The 17,162-nt window shown below is 59.6% G+C and carries 16 protein-coding genes; 11 read left to right on the top strand and 5 right to left on the bottom strand.

Going from position 1 to position 17,162, the window contains the following annotated elements; all coding sequences use genetic code 11:
• Window positions 1-34: 34 nt before the first annotated feature.
• Window positions 35-733 carry a B12-binding domain-containing protein gene (locus ABJO75_RS01690; RefSeq protein ID WP_348132394.1) on the bottom strand — a complete coding sequence of 233 codons (699 nt, stop codon included), beginning with the start codon at window positions 731-733 and terminating at the stop codon, window positions 35-37.
• 206 nt (window positions 734-939) lie between these two features.
• Here ABJO75_RS01690 and ABJO75_RS01685 point away from each other — a divergent pair, with 206 nt between their 5' ends.
• Both ABJO75_RS01685 and ABJO75_RS01680 read left to right on the top strand, forming a co-directional pair.
• The gene (locus ABJO75_RS01685; RefSeq protein ID WP_348132699.1) at window positions 940-2,019 is read left to right on the top strand and encodes a PA0069 family radical SAM protein; all 1,080 of its coding nucleotides are present in this window, start codon (window positions 940-942) and stop codon (window positions 2,017-2,019) included.
• Window positions 2,020-2,051: 32 nt separating this feature from the next.
• On the top strand, window positions 2,052-2,681 hold the full coding sequence (locus tag ABJO75_RS01680) for a class I SAM-dependent methyltransferase (RefSeq protein WP_348132392.1): 630 nt from the start codon (window positions 2,052-2,054) through the stop codon (window positions 2,679-2,681).
• A 47-nt stretch (window positions 2,682-2,728) separates the two neighbouring features.
• Here ABJO75_RS01680 and bmt read toward each other — a convergent pair whose 3' ends face one another.
• Both bmt and ABJO75_RS01670 read right to left on the bottom strand, forming a co-directional pair.
• Complete coding sequence (gene bmt, locus ABJO75_RS01675) at window positions 2,729-3,742, bottom strand: betaine--homocysteine S-methyltransferase (RefSeq protein WP_348132389.1); 1,014 nt, start codon at window positions 3,740-3,742, stop codon at window positions 2,729-2,731.
• A 260-nt stretch (window positions 3,743-4,002) separates the two neighbouring features.
• Window positions 4,003-4,320, bottom strand: a complete 318-nt coding sequence (locus tag ABJO75_RS01670) for a DUF1476 domain-containing protein (RefSeq protein ID WP_348132386.1) — start codon at window positions 4,318-4,320, stop codon at window positions 4,003-4,005.
• A gap of 161 nt (window positions 4,321-4,481) precedes the next feature.
• Here ABJO75_RS01670 and purC point away from each other — a divergent pair, with 161 nt between their 5' ends.
• The 6 genes from purC (at window position 4,482) to ABJO75_RS01640 (ending at window position 12,618) form a co-directional block, all read left to right on the top strand.
• Window positions 4,482-5,243 carry a phosphoribosylaminoimidazolesuccinocarboxamide synthase gene (gene purC, locus ABJO75_RS01665; RefSeq protein WP_348132697.1) on the top strand — a complete coding sequence of 254 codons (762 nt, stop codon included), beginning with the start codon at window positions 4,482-4,484 and terminating at the stop codon, window positions 5,241-5,243.
• A gap of 48 nt (window positions 5,244-5,291) precedes the next feature.
• Complete coding sequence (gene purS / locus ABJO75_RS01660; RefSeq protein ID WP_348132384.1) at window positions 5,292-5,522, top strand: phosphoribosylformylglycinamidine synthase subunit PurS; 231 nt, start codon at window positions 5,292-5,294, stop codon at window positions 5,520-5,522.
• On the top strand, window positions 5,522-6,190 hold the full coding sequence (gene purQ, locus ABJO75_RS01655) for a phosphoribosylformylglycinamidine synthase subunit PurQ (RefSeq protein ID WP_348132381.1): 669 nt from the start codon (window positions 5,522-5,524) through the stop codon (window positions 6,188-6,190). The genes purS and purQ overlap by 1 nt, the downstream gene beginning before the upstream one ends.
• Before the next feature lie 36 nt (window positions 6,191-6,226).
• Complete coding sequence (locus ABJO75_RS01650) at window positions 6,227-7,999, top strand: ATP-binding protein (protein WP_348132378.1); 1,773 nt, start codon at window positions 6,227-6,229, stop codon at window positions 7,997-7,999.
• Window positions 8,000-8,012: 13 nt separating this feature from the next.
• Complete coding sequence (locus tag ABJO75_RS01645) at window positions 8,013-9,347, top strand: sigma-54 dependent transcriptional regulator (protein WP_348132375.1); 1,335 nt, start codon at window positions 8,013-8,015, stop codon at window positions 9,345-9,347.
• 445 nt (window positions 9,348-9,792) lie between these two features.
• Window positions 9,793-12,618: an Rne/Rng family ribonuclease gene (locus ABJO75_RS01640; RefSeq protein ID WP_348132373.1), complete on the top strand. Its 2,826-nt coding sequence runs from the start codon at window positions 9,793-9,795 to the stop codon at window positions 12,616-12,618.
• A gap of 76 nt (window positions 12,619-12,694) precedes the next feature.
• Here the strand turns inward: ABJO75_RS01640 and ABJO75_RS01635 are convergent, their stop codons facing one another.
• Window positions 12,695-12,928, bottom strand: coding sequence for a sulfurtransferase TusA family protein (locus ABJO75_RS01635; RefSeq protein WP_348132370.1), 234 nt, complete (start codon window positions 12,926-12,928; stop codon window positions 12,695-12,697).
• A 103-nt stretch (window positions 12,929-13,031) separates the two neighbouring features.
• Between ABJO75_RS01635 and ABJO75_RS01630 the strand changes: the two genes are divergently transcribed.
• The 3 genes from ABJO75_RS01630 to ABJO75_RS01620 are packed head-to-tail and all read left to right on the top strand — an operon-like array spanning window position 13,032 to window position 16,438.
• Window positions 13,032-13,784, top strand: a complete 753-nt coding sequence (locus ABJO75_RS01630) for a cytochrome c biogenesis protein CcdA (protein ID WP_348132694.1) — start codon at window positions 13,032-13,034, stop codon at window positions 13,782-13,784.
• A 57-nt stretch (window positions 13,785-13,841) separates the two neighbouring features.
• Window positions 13,842-15,086, top strand: a complete 1,245-nt coding sequence (locus tag ABJO75_RS01625) for a hypothetical protein (RefSeq protein WP_348132367.1) — start codon at window positions 13,842-13,844, stop codon at window positions 15,084-15,086.
• Window positions 15,083-16,438: a cytochrome P450 gene (locus ABJO75_RS01620; protein WP_348132365.1), complete on the top strand. Its 1,356-nt coding sequence runs from the start codon at window positions 15,083-15,085 to the stop codon at window positions 16,436-16,438. The genes ABJO75_RS01625 and ABJO75_RS01620 overlap by 4 nt, the downstream gene beginning before the upstream one ends.
• A gap of 58 nt (window positions 16,439-16,496) precedes the next feature.
• Here ABJO75_RS01620 and ABJO75_RS01615 read toward each other — a convergent pair whose 3' ends face one another.
• On the bottom strand, window positions 16,497-16,877 hold the full coding sequence (locus ABJO75_RS01615; protein ID WP_348132362.1) for a hypothetical protein: 381 nt from the start codon (window positions 16,875-16,877) through the stop codon (window positions 16,497-16,499).
• Between the last annotated feature and the right edge of the window lie 285 nt (window positions 16,878-17,162).

The raw sequence follows: 17,162 nt of genomic DNA, 5'->3' as shown, positions 1-17,162 counted from the left end.
GGGGCGGGCCGATGTGCTTGGCAATGCCGCCCGATCAGGCGCTGAGCTGGTTGTGCTTGCGACCCATCCAGTCCTTGGCAGTTTCCACCGCAACGGCCGCGTCGCGGCAATAGGCGTCGGCGCCAATCGCCTTGCTGAACTCTTCGTTCAGGGGGGCACCGCCGACCAGAACGATATAATCTTCGCGCTTTCCCTGTTCAACGAGCGTGTCGATCACAACCTTCATATAAGGCATGGTGGTGGTCAAAAGCGCGGACATTCCCAGAATGTCAGCGCCTTCGCGGTCCAGTGCTTCGAGATAGTTTTCAACCGGGTTGTTGATCCCCAGATCGACGATTTCGAACCCGGCGCCTTCCATCATCATGCCGACAAGGTTCTTGCCGATGTCGTGGATGTCGCCTTTGACCGTACCGATGACCATCTTGCCAACGCGCGGTGCGCCGGTTTCAGCGAGCAGCGGCTTGAGAATGGCCATGCCGCCTTTCATCGCGTTTGCCGCGAGCAACACTTCGGGGACGAACAGGATACCGTCGCGGAAATCCGCGCCGACGATCGTCATGCCGCCGACCAGTGCTTCGGTCAGAATCTTGTAGGGTTCCCACTTGCGCTCGAGAAGAATATTGACGCCTTCTTCGATCTCTTCGCGGAGACCGTCGTAAAGGTCGTCAAACATCTGCTGAACGAGTTCCTCGTCGTCCAGTTCCGACAGGATGATGTCTTCTTCTTCCGACATACGCACAGTTCCTTGCTGGAGGGGACGCACCCCGTGATCTTATTTGATCGTTATTGCCATTTGGTCGCAGGGACACTCGATTATTTGCGACATTGGTGGCGCTGCAACCGACTTTTATCGTCGAATCCGACGAATTGATAATGAAGTCTACGCATAGAGATCATGGGGTTGTTGTGAATGTTCCCTGAATGTTCTATTTATTCCAAATGGGTGAACAGATTGCGAATGGGTCAAAGCAGCGGCGTGGGCGTGGTGCGCTTGGCAATGTGAGCGGGCGCTATGATCTGGCGCGCGAGGATGTGGATGACGGGTGGGAGGGGCAGGATGACCCGCGGGTGCTGCGCACCGAGGTTACCACGGAATCACCACGCCGGATCATCGCCTGGAACAAATCGCCCGACTTGCCGTTTGACCGCTCGATCAATCCCTATCGCGGGTGCGAACATGGCTGCGTCTATTGCTTTGCGCGGCCGACGCATGCCTATCTCGGTTTGTCGCCGGGGCTGGATTTTGAGACACGGCTTGTGGCCAAACCGGATGCCGCTGAAGTGTTGGAGCGGGAGTTGCGGTCAAAACGCTATCGGGTTGCGCCGATCGCCATCGGCACCAACACCGATCCTTACCAGCCGATCGAGCGGGACCATGGCATCATGCGTGCCTGTCTGGAGGTGCTGGCAGCGTTTCACCATCCCGTAGCAATTGTCACCAAGGGGGCGCTGATTGAACGCGATATCGACATTCTTGCCCCGATGGCGCGGCAGGGGCTGGCGCGCGTCGGTATTTCCCTGACCACGCTGGACGCGGGGTTGAGCCGACGGATGGAGCCACGCGCGCCTGCGCCGCGTCGCAGATTACAGACAATCGCGCGCCTGACCGAAGCGGGTATCCCTGTGCGTGTCATGACATCGCCGATTGTGCCGGGGCTGACCGATCACGAGGTCGAGGCATTGTTGAAGGCGGGCCGCGATGCGGGCGCTGATGCGGCAAGCTGGATCATGCTGCGTTTACCGATGGAAGTGTCCGAGCTTTGGCAAGAGTGGCTGGCCGCCTACGAGCCGGGCCGTGCAGAGAAGATCATGGCGCGCCTGCGCGAAATGCATGGGGGCAAGGACTACGATGCACGCTGGGGCCGCCGGATGCGGGGCGAAGGCACCTATGCGCAAATGGTGGCGCAACGGTTCAATGCGGCGGCTCGGCGCTTGGGATTGGACCGGCCAACAGCGCCCTTGCGGTGTGATCTGTTTCAGGTACCGATGCAGGCAGGCGATCAGTTATCGCTGTTCTGACATCGGACGGAACCAAGCGCGGAGAACAGTCAATGACAACAGATAGTAGCATGTGGGGCGGTGGGTATTGGGACGCCCGGTATTCGGGCGAGGGGTTTCGGTTTGGAATCGAACCCGCGGCCTTTCTCACCCAGAATGCAGATTGCCTTACCAAAGGGTCCCGCGTGCTGTGCGTCGCTGACGGGGAAGGGCGCAATTCAGTTTGGATGGCCAGCCAGGGGCATAACGTGACGGCCTTTGACGCCTCTGCCGTGGCGGTGGACAAGGCGCGCGGACTGGCGCGTGAAAACGGCGTGAGCGTCGATTACCACGTTTCGGGGATCGAGGATTGGGACTGGACCAAGACCTATGACGCGGTCGTTGCAGTCTTCGTCCAGTTCGCGCCGCCTGATCTCAGGGACAGATTCTTTGGGTGGATGGCGCAGGCCGTGGCCCCCGGCGGCATGCTGTTGCTGCACGGGTATGCGCCGCGTCAGGTTGGCTATGCCACTGGTGGACCGGGTCGAGAAGAGCACATGTATACCGAAGAAATGCTGCGCAAGGCCTTTGCCGGTTTTGATATCCTGTGTATTGTCGATTACGACGCCGAACTGAGCGAGGGCAGTGGCCACGCCGGGCAATCCGCGCTGGTTGATCTCGTGGCGCGCAAGCCAGCGGCGTGAACCGGGGCATTAGTCTGCCTTATGGAACGCTGTGTCGGGTTTGACCCTCAGGCGCGGCGACGTCCGCGACGGGCGCGGGGTTTTGGGGCTTCATCGCCGGTGCCATCGCTGGCCGAAGAAAATGCGCCAAGTGCCTCGGTGATCTGATCCAGCGTCGGGGCATCGCCACGCGGGCGGGTGTCGAGTGCGTCGCGCATATGGCGAAGATGCTCGGGCATGGTGCCACAACAGCCGCCGATGATCTTTGCGCCGCACGCGCGCGCCATCACGGCGTAATCGCCCATCAATTCAGGTGTCCCGTCATAATGGATGTGCCCGTCCACATATTTTGGAATACCGGCATTACCCTTTGCGATCAGCGGACGCTCGGTGCCTTGCGCGGCAAAGCCAAGCACAGTGCGCAGCAGGTCCGATGCGCCGGTGCCACAATTTGCGCCAAAGCCCAGCGGTGGGTTCTCAAGGCCATCGACCATGGCCACCATGTCTGCCGACGTCACGCCCATCATGGTCCGTCCGGCGGTGTCAAAGCTCATCGTGCCGCACCACGGCATGTCTGCAAGGGCAAAGGCCTCGGCAGCGGCACGGTACTCTTCCGGGGCCGAGATGGTTTCGAGCCACAGCACATCAGCGCCGCCTTCTTTCAGACCATCCGCCTGTTCGTGAAACATCTCGACCGCAAGCGCATGCGAAAGCGAGCCGACGGGTTCCATGATTTCACCGGTCGGGCCGACCGATCCGGCCACGATCACCGGGCGGCCCGCGGTATCTGCGACTTCTCGCCCAAGTTCCGCACCGACGCGGGACAGTTCGCGCACGCGGTTCTGCGCGTCATGCAGCTTAAGCCGGGCGGCGGTGCCTCCAAACGTGTTGGTCAGAAACAAATCGCTGCCCGCATCAACCGATCCCTTATAAAGCGCGATGATCTTCTTGGGTTCGTCAACGTTCCACAACTCGGGCGCATCGCCAGACATGAGGCCCATGTTGAACAGGTTGGTGCCGGTGGCACCATCGGCCAGAAGGACATCATGGCTGTCGAGCATCGAATGCAGGGAATTGGTCATTGGGGTTGCTGTCCTGTTTCACTTGCCGCGTGCGGGTGGGCGCACCTGCGGCGTTGCCTGCCTGTCGCACAAAAGGTGTCTGGCAGGCAAACCGGAAATTCTCATGTAGATTATGAGGTGGAGAGCCGGTGCGGGCGGGCCAGATCAAACCTGGTCCGCCACTCAATCGCGGGGAAGTGGCGCCCGGTACCGCCATTTGGTCAGGCCGCATAAGGCCGACCGTAGCAGGCTCGCGAAATACTTTCGGCCTGCTATGGGCCTTACTTGATCTCGCTCATGATCTGGCCTTTGGCGACGGCCATGTATTCGTCCAGCTTGGCGCGGATGGTGTCGGCATCCGCCTTGCTGCCAAGGTCAGCGACCAACTTGCGGACCACGTCCTCGCTTCCGGCTTCTTCGAAATCGGCGATCACGACAGATTTGGCATAGGCATCGGCATCGGCGCCGGATTTTCCCAGCAATTCGGCAGCCCAGAGACCGGTCAGCTTGTTGCGCCGTGCTTCCGCTTTGAATTGCATTTCTTCATCATGTGCAAACTTGTTTTCAAAGGCGCTTTCGCGATCATCGAATGTAGACATGGGTCGGACCCCTCCGGTTTAAACTTTCCCCACAGATATGTTGCCCAACGGGCGCAGACGCAAGAGGGGGCGCGCCGCTTGCGACACTGCGTCCCTTGCACTATAGCGGCGACTGAGAGCCCGGTGCTGTGTCCGGGCCGGACATTCCCGAAAGGCTGTTTATGGCGCGTCGCAAGAAAATCTATGAAGGCAAGGCCAAGATTCTCTATGAAGGCCCGGAACCCGGCACCATTGTTCAATATTTCAAGGACGATGCCACCGCGTTCAACGCGAAGAAAAAGGATGTGATCGACGGAAAGGGTGTTCTCAACAACCGGCTCAGTGAATTTTTCATGACCGGGTTGAACACGATCGGCGTGCCGACTCACTTCATTCGCCGCCTGAACATGCGTGAACAGCTGGTCCGCAGCTGCGAAATCGTGCCGCTGGAAATCATCGTGCGTAATTTTGCCGCCGGTTCGCTGTCGACCCGTCTGGGCATCGAGGAAGGCACCCAACTGCCGCGCCCGATTGTCGAATACTGCTATAAGGACGACGATCTCGGCGATCCGCTGGTCACCGAAGAACATATTGCCGCCTTTGGTTGGGCCAGCCAGCAGGACATGGACGACATCCTGAGCCTTGCTTTGCGGGTGAATGACTTTCTGTCCGGCGTCATGCTGGCGGTCGGTATCCGGCTGGTGGACTTCAAGATCGAGATTGGCCGTGTTTACGATGGCGATTTCCAACGCCTGATCATCGCCGACGAGATCAGCCCTGACAGCTGCCGCCTGTGGGATATCGAAACCGGCCAAAAGCTCGACAAGGATGTGTTCCGCCGCGATCTGGGCAACCTTGCAGATGCCTATTCCGAAGTGGCGCGACGTCTGGGTGTGATGCCCAAGAATTCCGGCCCGATCACCAAGCCGACGCTGATCAACTGAGACAATTGCGCGGATCGCCTCCGCGCGCCAAGAACAGAGGACGACATCATGAAGGCACGTGTGCATGTGATGCTGAAGAACGGAGTACTGGACCCGCAGGGCGAGGCTGTGCGCCACGCATTGGGTGCCATGGGGTTTGACGGGGTCGCCGGTGTGCGGCAGGGCAAGGTGATCGAACTTGAACTGGAAGACGGCACAAGCGAAGCCGACGTGACAGCGATGTGCGAAAAGCTGCTCGCGAACACGGTGATCGAATCCTACACGGTGGAGATGTCCTGATGCGCGCCGCAGTCGTCGTATTTCCCGGTTCGAACTGTGATCGTGATCTGGCCGTGGCGTTTCGCGAGGCGGGTGCCGAGGTCGCGATGGTCTGGCACAAGGACACGTCGTTGCCGGATGGCATCGACATTGTCGGCGTTCCGGGCGGGTTTTCCTATGGCGACTATCTGCGCTGTGGCGCAATCGCGGCACAATCTCCGATTTGTCGTTCGGTCAAGGCGCATGCGGATCGCGGCGGCTATGTGATCGGGGTTTGTAACGGCTTTCAGGTTTTGACCGAGACCGGCATCCTGCCCGGCGCCTTGTTGCGCAATGCGCGATTGAAGTACATCTGCAAAACCGTTGATCTGAAAGTGGAAACCAGCAACAGCGCCTTTACATCGGCCTATAATGCCGGCGATGTGCTCGGTATTCCGATTGCGCATCATGATGGCAACTATTTCGCCGATGAAGCGACACGCGCCAAGTTGCGGGATGAAGATCGGATTGCCTTTACCTACGGCGATAACCCCAATGGCTCGGTTGATGACATCGCTGGCATCCTCTCGGAAAATCGCCGGGTTCTGGGCATGATGCCGCATCCCGAACGGGCAGCGGATTCCGGGCATGGCGGCACCGATGGGGTGGCGATGTTCCGCGGATTGACCGGCGCAATGACGCCGGCGTGACTTGAGCCAACGGCACGACAGGCGTAGCCTGTCATAATGAACGATCCGGTCCAGAAAAATCAGCTGATCTCAGGCTGGCCGCGCTCAGATAACATCGGATGGCGGGTGCGTCTGGCGCTTGTGTTGCTTCTGGTGATCGCTGCGGCGACCATCTGGGTGACCAACCGCCTGATGACTGACCGGTTCACGGAAAGCACGCGCAACCGGGCCGAATTGCGTCTGGCGCTTTACAGCGGCAACCTCGTGAGCGAACTGCGCGGAAACCGCAGCATGCCGCAACTGTTGGCGCGGGACCCGACGTTGATCGGGGCGTTGAATTCCAGTGATTACAGTCAATCCACACAGCGGTTGATTTCTTTTGTCGAGGACCTGGATGCGGCCTCGCTGCTGTTGCTTGATCTGGATGGCCGCATTGTCGCCGCGACGGACCGCAACCAACTTGGCTCGCAACGGGGCAGTGAGTCCTATTTCGTGGACGCGATCCGCTCGAACGCGACGATTTTCTCGGTGAAGGAGCTCGAAACCGGGGGGTATCAGTTCTTTTACGCCCGCCGGGTGGAAAGCGGTGCGAACGTACTTGGCGTTATCGTGGTCGAGGTCGACCTGCAGAAATTCGAACGCGCCTGGGGCGGCATTTCGGATGCGGTTATGGTCGCGGACAGTACCGGCACCATCATCCTGTCGACTGAAACGCGCTGGCGTGGCTTGACCGAGAACGAGGCACTGCAACGGGAGACGCCGCACAGCGCAATAGAGCGCGCGATCCAAGCGACCTCGGACTGGGCGGCCGTGCCAGCCGAGGCGTATCTTGCTGGCGAGGCGGTGATGCGAATGGAACTGAGGATGCCGGTCTATGGCTGGCGGATGACCTCGTTCACCACATATGCCTCGATCCGTGAACGGGTGAATGGCATCCTTGCGCTTGAGATCATGGGATTCGCCATCTTGCTCGCGTTGGTGTTTTACGCGCTCAGCCGCCGCACGGCGCTGCGCATGGCATTGTTCCAACGCGAGTCGGCAGAGCTTCGCGCATTGAACGCGAGGCTGCAGCGGGAAATTGCCGAACGTAAACGGGTGCAGGAAACGCTGGCGGTGACTGAGCAATCGCTGGCTCAGTCAAGCAAGCTGGCGGCCTTGGGTGAGATGTCCGCAGCGGTCAGTCATGAACTCAACCAGCCTCTGGCGGCGATGAAGACCTATCTTGCGGGTGCGCGGCTGTTGCTGCGCCGGAACCGGCCCGAAGAGGCGGTGTCGTCTTTCGGACGTATCGACGATTTGATCGAGCGCATGGGCGCAATCACCCGCCAACTGAAATCCTATGCCCGCAAAGGCGGCGATACATTGGCCCCGGTAAATATGGGGGATGCGCTGGCATCTTCGCTGTCAATGATGGAGCCACAGCTGCGCCATCGTCAGGTACAGATCACACGCATCCTGCCGGACGAGGACGTCTGGGTGATGGGCGACCGGCTGCGGATTGAGCAGGTGATGGTCAACCTCTTGCGCAACGCGCTGGACGCTACCAAATCGGTCTCAGAACCGGAAGTTGAGATCATTCTGGCGGCGGGCGAAACCGCGTCATTGACCGTACGGGACAACGGAACCGGTATCGAAGAACTGGAGTCGTTGTTTGAGCCGTTTTATACAACCAAGCAGCCCGGCGATGGGGTCGGCTTGGGGCTTGCCATTTCGTCTGGTATCGTAAACGACCTCGGCGGAAGATTGATTGCACGCAACGCGCGGGAACGTGGAGCGGTGTTCGAGATGCAGTTGCCGATCCTTGAGGACGATCTCGAGGCGGCGGAATGACAAGGGACGAATGATGGCTCAGGCGATGAAAATTGCGATCGTGGATGACGAACAGGACATGCGCCAGTCGATCAGCCAATGGTTGGCCCTGTCCGGTTACGACACCGAGACCTTTTCCAGCGCGGAAGAAGCGCTCAAGGCGTTGGGGCCGGAATATCCGGGGATCGTGATCTCCGACATCAAGATGCCCGGCATGGACGGCATGCAGTTCCTGAAAAAGCTGATGGGCAGTGACAGTGCCTTGCCTGTCATCATGATCACCGGCCACGGCGATGTCCCTATGGCCGTTGAGGCGATGCGGGTTGGTGCGTTTGATTTTCTTGAGAAACCGTTCAACCCTGACCGCATGTCGCAACTGGCCAAACGCGCCGCCGGTGCACGGCGGCTGACGCTCGACAACCGTGCCTTGCGGCGTGAACTCAGCGATGGTTCGCAATTGATGAACAAGCTGATTGGGGCCAGTCCCGTGATGGAGAGGTTGAAAGAAGACGTGCTCGATCTGGGGCAGGCCGATGGCCATGTGTTGATCGACGGGGAAACCGGCACCGGCAAGACGCTCGTGGCGCATGCGCTGCATGCGGTGGGCAGCCGGGCGGGCAAGAAATTCGTGCTGGTGAACTGTGCGGCGCTCGAAGAAGACACGCTGGCCAAACGCCTCTTTGGTCCGATGCTGCCCGAGGACGAACGCCTCCCGGCGATGGAAGAGGCGCGTGGCGGAACGCTGGTGCTCGAAGACATCGAGGCGCTGAGCGAGAGCCTGCAGGCGCGACTGTTGAGCGTGATCAACGAGCAGGGTACACCTGCGGAAACGCGCCTCATCTGTATCAGCAACCTACAGGAAGCGGGCCGGACCTGCGAAGACGCGCTGCGGCCTGATCTGTTCTATCGCCTTGCCGCCCTGCGGATCACCGTGCCGCCTTTGCGGCAGCGTGGTGAGGATATTCTGTCGCTGTTCACCCGCCTTTCAGAACAGTTTGCCGATGAATATGGCTGTGATGCACCCAAGGTGACTGCGCAGGAAGCAGCGCAGTTGCTGCAGGCCCCCTGGCCGGGAAATGTGCGCCAGTTGATCAACATCGCCGAGCGCGCCGTGCTGCAATCGCGCCGGGGCAGCGGTACCATCGCGTCGCTGCTGATGTCGGACCACGAGGAAATGCAGCCGGTCATGACCACCGAGGGCAAGCCGCTCAAGGAGTACGTCGAAGCGTTCGAGCGAATGCTGATCGACAACACCATGCGGCGGCACAAGGGCTCAATCGCTTCGGTGATGGACGAGCTTTGCCTGCCCCGCCGGACGCTGAACGAGAAGATGGCAAAATACGGGCTGCAACGCTCCGATTATCTCTAGGGGCTTGCGCAACTGGGGCGCGGTGGCGGAATATTCACGTGAAGCGCGCGAATATCCCATTGTAATTGTCAGTTGACTGCCATTATGCTTGGCAGACGGATGCTACGCATTATCGCGTGAACGAGTCCGCTTTAGAGTTTTTCTGTTTCAGGCTTTGGCGATACCGATCCGATTGACTGAACAGACCGCTTGTGCCCCGAACGGGGCAGATACCTTCCTGTACCCGAAACCCGGGCGACGGGGATATAAATGGGCAGGCCAAGGATATCATCCGGGTCTGTCGGAGAAGAACCGCGATGACGCGCGCGCGAACATTGAGACATGAGGCAGGGGGGCTGAGGCCCGTACCTTGCCGCGCCGCGTCTGAAATCGCCCTGACAAGACACTCTCCCATGCGTGCCCGCCCGCCAGGACGGGCGCTGATGCGATTGTGCACTAAGGAAACATGGCAAAGAAAATGCTTATCGATGCCACCCACGCGGAAGAAACCCGCGTTGTGGTGGTCGACGGAAACAAGGTCGAGGAGTTCGATTTTGAATCCGAAAACAAACGCCAGCTTGCTGGCAACATCTATCTTGCAAAAGTAACACGGGTCGAGCCGTCGCTTCAGGCGGCTTTTGTTGACTACGGCGGAAACCGGCATGGTTTCCTGGCGTTCTCGGAAATACATCCCGATTATTACCAGATCCCCGTCGCTGACCGCGAGGCATTGATGGAGGAAGAGCGTGCCTATGCCGAGGCAATGAAGGCGCGCGATGAAGAGGAAGAGAGCAAACCGACCCGGTCCCGCCGGTCGTCGTCGCGCTCGCGTTCGCGCTCCAAGGCCGCCGAAACCGTGTCTGAGGATGCAAAGGCGTCCAAAGAGGTCGAGTCTGAAATCAATGGCATGGAAACCATTGATCTGACCGAGGATGACGCGCCCGAGGCCGCAGACGTCGAAACGCCCGAGGGCACTTCTCCGATGGAGACGGTGGCCGAAACGCCGGTCGAAGAGCCCGAGCCGGACACCCTAGAAGACGATGCGACATCTGCCGAGGACCCCGAAGCAGAAGCGTCGGACGATGATGACGACAGTGACGACGACGCGACCGAAGCAAAGGGCAGCGATGCCGCAGCCAAGGATGACAGCATCGAATCCGTTGCGGATGACGATGATGCCGAAGACATCCGGCCACCGCGCAAGCCGCGCCCGCGGCGCTACAAGATTCAGGAAGTGATCAAAGTGCGCCAGATCCTTCTGGTGCAGGTCGTCAAGGAAGAGCGTGGCAACAAGGGTGCTGCGCTGACCACCTATCTCAGCCTCGCAGGCCGTTATTGCGTGCTGATGCCCAATACAGCGCGCGGTGGCGGTATCAGCCGCAAGATCACCAATGCTGCGGACCGCAAGAAACTGAAGGAAATCGCTTCGGAAATCGATGTTCCGAAAGGGGCAGGGCTGATCGTTCGGACCGCAGGTGCCAAGCGCACCAAGACCGAAATCAAGCGCGATTATGATTATCTCAAACGTCTGTGGGAACAGATCCGCGAACTGACGCTGAAATCCATCGCGCCGGCCAAGATCTATGAAGAAGGCGACCTGATCAAACGCTCGATTCGCGATCTCTATAACCGCGAGATCGACGAGGTGTTTGTCGAAGGCGAGCGTGGGTATCGCATCGCCAAGGACTTCATGAAGATGATTATGCCGTCCCACGCCAAGAACGTGAAGCAATACGCGGATCAGATGCCGCTGTTCGCACGCTATCAGGTGGAAAGCTATCTCGCCGGGATGTTCAACCCGACTGTCCAGCTGAAATCTGGTGGTTACATCGTGATCGGCGTTACCGAGGCGCTCGTGGCCATTGACGTGAACTCTGGCCGGGCGACCAAGGAAGGCTCGATCGAGGATACCGCGACCAAGACCAACCTTGAAGCTGCCGAAGAAGTGGCACGCCAGTTGCGGCTGCGCGACCTTGCGGGCTTGATCGTGATCGATTTCATCGACATGGACGAGCGCAAGAACAATGCTGCGGTCGAGAAGCGCCTGAAAGACAAGCTCAAGACCGATCGTGCACGCATTCAGGTGGGCCGGATCTCCGGGTTCGGGCTGCTTGAAATGAGCCGCCAGCGTCTGCGCCCCGGCATGATCGAGGCAACGACCCAGCCCTGCGCGATCTGTCATGGCACCGGATTGATCCGGTCCGACGACAATATGGCGCTGTCGATCCTGCGTCAGATTGAGGAAGAGGGTGTTCGCCGCCGCAGCCGTGAAGTTCTGGTCAAATGCCCAGTGAACATCGCGAACTTCCTGATGAACCAGAAACGCGAGCACGTGGCGCAGATCGAAATGCGCTATGGCCTTTCGGTTCGGATCGAAGGTGACCCGCATCTGGTCAGTCCCGATTTTGCGATCGAGAAGTTCAAGACCGCGAGCCGGACCGTTCCGGTTGCGACCGCGCCGGTGGTTTCTGTCGATACATCGTTGATGGATCAAGTGGATTCGGACGAGGACGAAGTGGAGGCAGAGGTCGAGGAACCAGTCGCCGCCGAGGCCGAAGAGACCGAAACCAAACCCAAGCGCAAGCGCCGTCGGCGTCGCCGTCGCAGCAAGTCGAGCAGCTATTCCAATGGCGCGGACGACGAGTCGCAGGCGGAGACTGCAGAAGGTTCTGAAACAGGTGCGTCCGATGAGGCTCCTGCAGAGGACGCAAAGGCGGGCGACGACACGCAAGCTGAGGGTGAGGAGAAGGCAGAAGACGCGCCCAAGTCCGCGTCAAAGCCGAGCCGCAGCAGATCGTCGAGCCGGTCCAAATCGTCAAAGTCCAAATCCAAGGATGAGGACGCTTCGGAAGCGGCGACAGTGGCCGTCGCTGAAATGGATTCCACATCTGAGGACGCTGCGGAGGACAAACCCAAGGCCAAACCGACTCGGACACGCTCGAGCCGAAGCAAGAGCAAGCCCAAAGCCAAAAGCGGCGCAGAGGCAGAGACCGCCGAGGTGGTGGAAACCCCGCCTGCGGATGAAGCGCCCGCTGCGACGCCTGAACTGGTTGCCGAAAACCCAGAGCCGAAACCTGAGCCAGTCGCAGAAGCGCCAACACCGGCTCCTGAACCGGCTGCGGTCGAAGCAACACCCGAACCGGCGGCTAAAGAGCCAACCCCCGCACCTGAACCGGTTGCTGAGGAACAAGCGCCTGAGCCCGTCGCGGCGGAGGTCCAACCGGAAGAGGCGGTTGCTCCGGCTGAACCGGCCAAGCCCAAGCGGCGCGGCTGGTGGTCACTGGGCAGCTAACCTAGTTGAGTTCGAGACAAATAGGGGGCGTGCCAAGCGGCGCGCCCCTGTTTCGTTCCGGATGCGATAGGTGTGGTCAGCCGCCTTTGCGGATCAGGTAAACCTGGTGCGGGCCATCATCGCTTTGTGAAAGCAAAGTGTGCCCGGCCTCGAAACAGAAATGTGGCACGTCAATCAGCGCCGCGGGATCGTCGGCCCACATCTGCAAAACAGCGCCTGCAGACAGCGATTTCAGTCGCTTGCGCGCCTTAAGAACGGGCAGGGGGCATAACAGCCCGGTGGCATCCAGCGTGTCGGAAATCTCGGTCATACGCGGCAGTTAATGCGGATATTTCATCCTGTCCACAGGGTTGTGACCGTGATCACGCTTTTGCCCCAGTGACCTTGATCGCGCGATGGCCTATGGCGATGTCATGTTCGGAATAGATATCTTTGATGCGGCGCTGTTGCCCGCGATGATCGTTGCGCTGAGCGCCGGGATCATCAGTTTCCTGTCGCCTTGCGTGCTGCCCATCGTGCCGCCCTATCTGGCCTATATGAGCGGCGTGTCGCTACAGGAACTTGGCACCGAATCGAGCGCGCGCAACAAGGCGCTGCTTCCTGCTCTGTTTTTCGTGCTCGGCCTGTCCACCGTTTTTCTGCTGTTGGGGTTCACCGCCTCAGCAATCGGCACGATGTTTTTGCAATATCAGGGTTGGTTCAACACCATCGCGGGTATCCTGGTGATGATCTTTGGCGCCCATTTCGTGGGTGTCTACCGGATCGGATTCCTCGACCGCGAAGCCCGCCTTGATGCTGGCGACCGGGGCGGCAGTGCCTTTGGGGCCTATGTTCTGGGTCTGGCTTTTGCCTTTGGTTGGACCCCCTGTATCGGGCCACAACTGGGCGCCATTCTGTCTCTGGCAGCGTCCGAGGCTTCGGTTGTGCGCGGCACTGCTTTGTTGGCGGTCTATGCTGCTGGTCTCGGCATTCCATTCCTTCTGGTCGCGGCGTTCCTGCCCCGTCTGGGCGGGCTGATGGGCTGGATGAAACGCCATATGGAGCAGATCGAACGCGTCATGGGCCTGTTGCTGTGGACCATCGGCTTGCTGATGCTGACCGGTGGTTTTTCCAGCTTTTCCTATTGGTTGCTTGAACGCTTCCCGGCGCTTGCGACGCTTGGCTGACCTCTTACGCTGCTCTGCACGACCGGCTAAGGTGGCGACAGAGGCAAGAGGGTTCAAATGAGCAGCGATCCAGAGCAGCGGGTTTATCGCCGCCGGGTGTTCTATGTGCCCGGCTACGATCCGATCCATCCCCGTCGCTATCGCGAGCTGTATCGTAAGGAAAGCGCAAGTCAGGCCGCGATCTCAGGCTATCAGGTCGCTGTTGTTGCTGCGCCAAATGACGGTCCATTCGGCTGGAAGGTCAATGCCACGATCGACGGGGCAGAGATCGAAACACAGTTCACTGTTCTGGTCTGGTCCGACCTTGTCCGGGATAGCATGGCTGGATCCATTCTAGCCACCTATGGGCACCTCTTGCGTACGGCCTGGACCTACATCGGAACCGGGGCGTTGTGGCGGCTGATGCAACTGCGCAAGGGGCCGGTGATTGCGGCGCTGTATCCTGTGGCGTTTCTGCTGCTCCAACTGGTGCTTGCTTGCGCGACGGGGTGGGCTGTCAGCCACGCCTTATTGTTGGTGCTCTCGTGGTTCGGGTTGGCTTTCTGGGCGGTCGATCTTGTTGTCTGGGGGCTGGGTGTGGGTGCGGCCTGGGCTGTCTTGTCTTGGTTCAGGGCCAGGGATGGTCGGTTCTACGCCTACTACCTGATGCATGACTATGCCTATTCTGCGCAGAGGAACGGGGAATATCCTGCTGAACTTGAGGCGCGGATTGTCGAATTCACTGACCTCGTGGCCAAGGCGCTGCAGGAGGACGTCGACGAAGTCTTGCTGGTCGGGCATTCCTCGGGCGCGCATCTGGCGGTGTCGCTGCTTGCAGACCTATTGCGCGCCGGGCGCCTGCCATCGGGCGGACCCGCGCTTGGTTTCCTGTCATTGGGTCAGGTCATTCCGATGCAGTCCTTTTTGCCTGAGGCTCATCGGTTGCGTGCGGATCTGCATTATCTGTCAGAACGGCAGGAAATCACATGGATCGACGTCACGGCACCGGGTGATGGTTGTGCCTTTGCGCTCTGCGATCCGGTTGCAGTCAGTGGCGTGGCCCCAGCTGGCAAACGGTGGCCATTGGTCCTGTCTGCTGCTTTCTCGCAAACTCTTTCGCCGGAGCGGTGGCGCGCCCTGCGGTGGCGCTTCTTTCGTCTGCATTTCCAGTATCTCTGTGCTTTTGACCAGCCTGGGGACTACGATTATTTTCGCATTACGGCCGGCCCGCTTACTCTAGCCGAACGCTATTCCGCGCGGCCAGCATCCCCCTCGCGGATTGAAAGGCCAGTGTCGAAATACACGGGCCTGACCGCATCATGAGACCACCAAAGCCACCATCGCGCCCGGACCGGGTCTCGCTCTGGCGCTATGGCCGTCTGTTTCGCAAGGATATTTTGTCAGCCCAGCCCGCACGGCTCTATCGCGCGTGGATGGCAGAGTTTCGCACGCCGTTTTTTCGCTCGTTTCTGATCAACCAGCCAGACCTACTGCAAATCGTCTTGCGGGAGAGACCTGACGATTTTCCCAAGTCCAACCGGATCAGCGAAGGGTTGCGTCCGCTCTTGGGAAATTCGGTGTTTCTGAGTAATCATGAGACTTGGAAGAGACAACGGCGCATTATCGATCCGGCCTTTGAGGGTGGACGCCTGCGCGATACCTTTCCAGCCATGCAGGCCGCCGCCGAGGCAGCCGCCGCGCGATTGCGGCAGAGCGGGCAGGAGCCCGTTGATATCGAACCGTTGGCAAGCCACATGGCGGCGGATGTCATCTTTCGCACGTTGTTTTCAATTCCGATCGAACATGAGACGGCGGCACAGGTGTATCGGCTGTTTCGCGACTATCAACGCAGCCAACCGATTCTGAATCTGGCGGCTTTTGTGCCACTGCCCCGATGGATGCCGCGGTTCTTCAGCCGCCGCACCCGTCAGACGGCCAAGGAAATTCGCGCGCTGATCACAGATCTGACCAGTGCGCGGATGGCTCAGATCGAGGCTGGCACGGCGCCCGACGATCTGGCGACCAAGATCATGATAACCGCTGATCCCGCAACGGGTGAACGGTTCAGTACCGAAGAGATGGTCGATCAGGTCGCGATCTTCTTTTTGGCGGGGCACGAAACCAGCGCATCTGCCTTGGCCTGGGCGCTATATCTGCTGGCAATTTCTCCGGACTGGCAGGATCGTGTTGCCGCCGAGGCGCAGGACTGGGGCGAGGGGACATTTTCGCAGATGAGCTGGCTGCGCCTGAGCCGGGATGTGTTCCGCGAGGCGCTGCGTTTGTATCCGCCTGTTCCCATGATGGTGCGCGAGGCGCAATGCACTGAACAGTTTCGCAATCGTGAAGTGCCCAAGGGAGCGCAGATCGTGATGAGCCCCTGGCATCTGCATCGTCACGAACGGCTCTGGGATCGGCCGGACGACTTTGATCCGGATCGCTGGCACACCGATAATGGCCGGAGCTGTCAACGAAGCGCTTATATGCCCTTTTCAGCGGGTGCGCGCGTCTGCCCCGGCGCGGGGTTCGCGATGGTCGAGGGGCCTTTGCTGCTGTCGACGCTACTGCGGGATGTCCGCGTCGAGCCGGTTCTTGATCGTGAACCTGTCCCGGTCGCGCACCTGACAGTGCGCGCAAAGGATGGCATCTGGTTGCGCGTGAGCCGGCGTCAGGATTGAACCGGGGTTCGCCTTGAAGGGCATTGCCTAATCAGCAGGTATTGATGCGTTGAGCGGATCAGGTTGCATCCTTGTCGAGGTCTTCGCCTGCCGCGGCCAAGGCCGCTGTGACAAAACCGGAATAAATTGCGTCTGCAGTCGCGGTGTCATAAACCGCCGTCCAGTTTGCCGAGGCTTCGCGGTCAACAAACCCGATGAAATCCTGCATCGCAGCACAGCAGAGGAATTCGTCGGGCAGATCATCGGACGCAAGTCGGGCCTTTGCGCCCTCAAGCTTGGCAAAGCGACTTACCAGATTTGAATCACGGGTATCGTGCGCCCACTTGCTGAACCGCTTGCGACCTTGTCGTTCCCGAATGTCGTTCAACTTGCGGTTATGCAGATCTGCCGCGAGCGCCAAATGCGTTTTTGTCTCGCGGGCCTGGGTCAAAATCTTCAACACTATCTTGCTCACAATTTCAGGCGAACTGCCTGCCCTCAATCTGGTCGTCCTACCCAGTGACCCAACCGCTATCTTGCTCATTAAAGAGCGTTCAGTTTCATCCTGCCGGTGAAAATGGGCTCAATTTGGGCATGATTCTGGCATTTCCGACGCTCCTTCCAGAAATCGCGAGATATACGACACCCCTGACAGACCCTTTTTGCTCAATGTACCTCGGCTCGTGTGGACCGAGGCTATCTCGTATCAGTAGCGCCATACCTCCGTTCAAACCGTTAACGCCTG

The organism is Sedimentitalea sp. (assembly GCF_039973035.1).
Classification (GTDB): domain Bacteria; phylum Pseudomonadota; class Alphaproteobacteria; order Rhodobacterales; family Rhodobacteraceae; genus Sedimentitalea.
This window is presented reverse-complemented; position numbering and strand designations above follow the sequence as displayed.